The organism is Streptomyces phytophilus, from assembly GCF_013870535.1.
GTDB lineage: Bacteria > Actinomycetota > Actinomycetes > Streptomycetales > Streptomycetaceae > Streptomyces > Streptomyces phytophilus.
Map to the genome: position 1 here is coordinate 1 of NZ_JACBXC010000643.1, position 3,418 is coordinate 3,418.

2 protein-coding genes are annotated in these 3,418 nt (G+C 76.2%); both read left to right on the top strand.

Translation table 11 applies throughout. The features are described 5' to 3' along the window. Positions 1 to 354: acyl carrier protein (locus H5J30_RS22820; protein ID WP_181789255.1), on the top strand; the 354-nt coding region annotated here is incomplete at its 5' end. A gap of 193 nt (positions 355 to 547) precedes the next feature. Further along, positions 548 to 3,418: type I polyketide synthase (locus H5J30_RS22825; protein ID WP_181789256.1), on the top strand; the 2,871-nt coding region annotated here is incomplete at its 3' end.

A 3,418-nucleotide genomic window follows, 5' to 3' on the forward strand; every position in this document is an offset into this window, starting at 1 on the left:
GAGCCGGAGCGGTCCGAGGCGGAGAAGCTGTCTCTCTCCCTGGCCGGCGCTTCCGCCGACGAACGCCGGCGCCTGGTTCTCGACCTGGTGCGGGTCCACGCCGCCGTCGCGCTGGGCCACGGCGGGAGCGGCGACGCCGCGGCCGAGGAGTCCTTCCGCGACGCGGAACGCCCCTTCCGCGACGCCGGGTTCGACTCGCTGGCCGCGATCGAGCTGCGCAACCGCCTGGTCGCCGCAACCGGGGTGCGGCTGTCCGCCACCGCCGTCTTCGAGCACCCGAGCCCGGCGGAACTCGCCGGTCACCTCCTCTCCCACCTGGACCTCTCGCACCCGCCCGACCGGCTCTCCCGGTAGCCGCACCGCCCGCCCCGGCCGCCGCGCACCCCCGGCGGGACCGGGGATGGCTGGGGTCTGGCCGGGGGTGTGCACCAGGGTGGACGGCTGGTACAGGTGCACAGAATCTTGTTGTCCCTGCAACGACGAGACCGCGACCGGTGCGGTGGCAGAGCCGCGGCACCGGTGACATGGCACGGGGGGAGCACAGCGTATGACCGGGACGGATCCGATCGCCGTCGTCGGCCTCGCCTGCCGGTTGCCGGGAGCGTCGGGCCCGGCGGAGTTCTGGCGGCTGCTGCGCGACGGGACCGACGCCGTCCGGGAGGCCCCCGAGGGCCGCAGGCAGCACGCCGGCGGGCCGGTGCACGGCGGCTTCCTGGAGCGCGTCGACACCTTCGACCCGGAGTTCTTCGGCATCTCCCCGCGCGAGGCCGCGGTCATGGACCCGCAGCAGCGCCTGATGCTGGAGCTGGCGTGGGAAGCGCTGGAGGACGCGGGCACCGTCCCGTACGACCTCTCCCGGACGGCGACCGCCGTCTACGCCGCCGCCATCTGGGACGACTACGCGGAACTGGCGAACCGGCGCGGCGAACCGGCCCGCACCCACCACTCCTTCGCCGGCACCCGGCGGGCGATGCTGGCCAACCGGGTCTCGTACGCCCTCGGGCTCACCGGGCCCAGCCTCACGGTGGACACCGGGCAGTCCTCCTCCCTCGTCGCCGTCCACCTCGCGTGCGACAGCCTGCGCCGCGGGGAGTCCACCCTGGCCCTCGTCGGCGGAGTGAACCTGGTCCTCGCCCCGGAGTCCACCGCCACCTCCGACCGCATGGGCGCGCTGTCCGCCACCGGACGCTGCCGCACCTTCGACGCCGCCGCCGACGGCTACGTCCGCGGCGAGGGCGGCGCGGTCCTCGTCCTCAAGCCGCTCGGGCGGGCGCTCGCCGACGGCGACACCGTGTCCTGTGTGATCCGCGGCAGTGCCGTGAACAACGACGGGGGCGGCGACTCCCTCGGGGCGCCGCGCCGCCGCACGCAGGAGGAGGTGCTCCGGCTGGCGTACCGGCGGGCCGGCACGGACCCGGGCGACGTCCAGTTCGTCGAACTCCACGGCACCGGCACCCCCGCCGGGGACCCCGTCGAGGCGGCAGCCCTCGGCGCGGTCGTCGGCGCCGCGCGCCCCGCGGGCGACCCGGTCGCGGTCGGCTCCGTCAAGACCAACGTCGGCCACCTGGAGGGCGCGGCCGGCATCGTCGGCCTGCTCAAGGTGGCCCTCAGCATCCGCGGCCGTGAACTCCCGCCCACGCTCCACCACACGGCACCGCATCCGGGGATCGCGCTGGACCGGCTCAACCTGCGGGTGCAGGTGGCCCGCGAGGGCTGGCCGCGCCCGGCACAGCCGCTGGTGGCGGGCGTCTCGTCGTTCGGCCTCGGCGGCACCAACTGCCATGTCGTGGTTGCCGAGCCCGACGCGTGTACGGACGCCGCCGCGGCCGGTCCGCGGCCGGACGGTGCCGACGCCGCGGACACCTGGCCGCTGCCCTGGCCGTTCTCCGGCCGCAACCTGCCCGCCCTGCGGGACCAGCCGGCGCGGCTCCTGCGCGCCCTGCGCGAACACCCCGGCCGCGGACCGCAGGACGTCGGGCTGTCCCTGGCCACCACCCGCGCGCAGTTCGACCACCGGGCCGTCGTCATCGGGGCCGGCGGGGACCGCCTGCGCGACGCGGCCGCGAGCCTGTCGCGGGGAGAGCCCGCACCCGGCGTCGTCCAGGGCGTCGCCCGGCCCTGCGCGGGTCCGGTGTTCGTGTTTCCCGGGCAGGGGTCGCAGTGGCGGGGGATGGCGCTGGAGTTGTACGGGCAGTCGGGGGTGTTCGCGGGGGCGTTGGACGAGTGTGCCGAGGCGCTGGTGCCGTACACCGGGCGGTCGTTGCTGTCGGATCTGGAGGGGGATCTCGGGCGCGGTGACGTGGTGCAGCCCGCGTTGTGGGCGGTGATGGTGTCGCTGGCGCGGTTGTGGGAGTCGTTCGGTGTGGTGCCGGCGGCGGTGGTGGGGCATTCGCAGGGCGAGATCGCGGCGGCGGTGGTGGCGGGGGCGTTGAGCCTGGAGGACGGCGCCCGGGTCGCGGCGCTGCGCAGCCGGGTCATCGCCCGCGGCCTGGCCGGGAGCGGCGGGATGCTGTCGGTGGCGCTGCCGGCCGCGGCGGTGCAGGAGCGGCTGGACGCCGTCGGCGGCGGGCTGTGCGTCGGCGCGGTGAACGGCCCCGAGGCCACCGTCGTCAGCGGGCCCGTGGCGGCGCTGGAGAAGCTGACGGCCGCCCTGGAGGCCGACCGGGTACGGGTGCGCCGTACCAACGTCGACTACGCGTCCCACTCCGCCCAGGTCGACGTCGTCGCGGCGGAGCTGACCGAGGTGCTGGGCGAGGTCCGTACGCGGCCGTGCAGGGTGCCGTTCTGCTCGACGGTGACCGGCGAGATGCTGGACGGCCGGGAGCTGGACGCCGGTTACTGGGTGCGCAACCTGCGGCAGACCGTGCGGTTCTCCGACGCCGTACGGAAGCTCGCCGGCCTGGGGCACCGCATGTTCGTCGAGACCAGCCCCCACCCCGTCCTCACCATGGGCGTCCAGGAGACCGCCGGGGCCGACGCGGTCGCCGTGGGATCCCTGCGCCGCGGCGACGGAGGGGCAGAACGCTTCCTCACCTCGCTCGCCGAGGCCCACGTGCACGGCGCCGCCGTCGACTGGGCCCCCGCCTTCCCCGGCGCCCGCACGGTGGACCTGCCGACGTACGCCTTCGAGGGCCGCCGCTACTGGATGCCCGCACCCGCGCCCGCCGCCGAACCCGGCGACCACCCCCTGGCCCGGTCCGTGGCACGACTCGCCGACTCCGACGGCGCGTTGCTGACGGCGACGCTGTCGCGCCGCACCGCGCCGTGGCTCGCCGACCACGTCGTCTCCGGCGCCGTACCGCTGCCCGGCGCCGCCTTCGTCGAGCTGGTCCTGCGCGCGGGCGAGGAGGTCGGCTGCGGGCGGCTCGCGGAGCTGGTCCTGCGCACCCCGCTCCACCTGCCGGAACAGGGCGCGGTC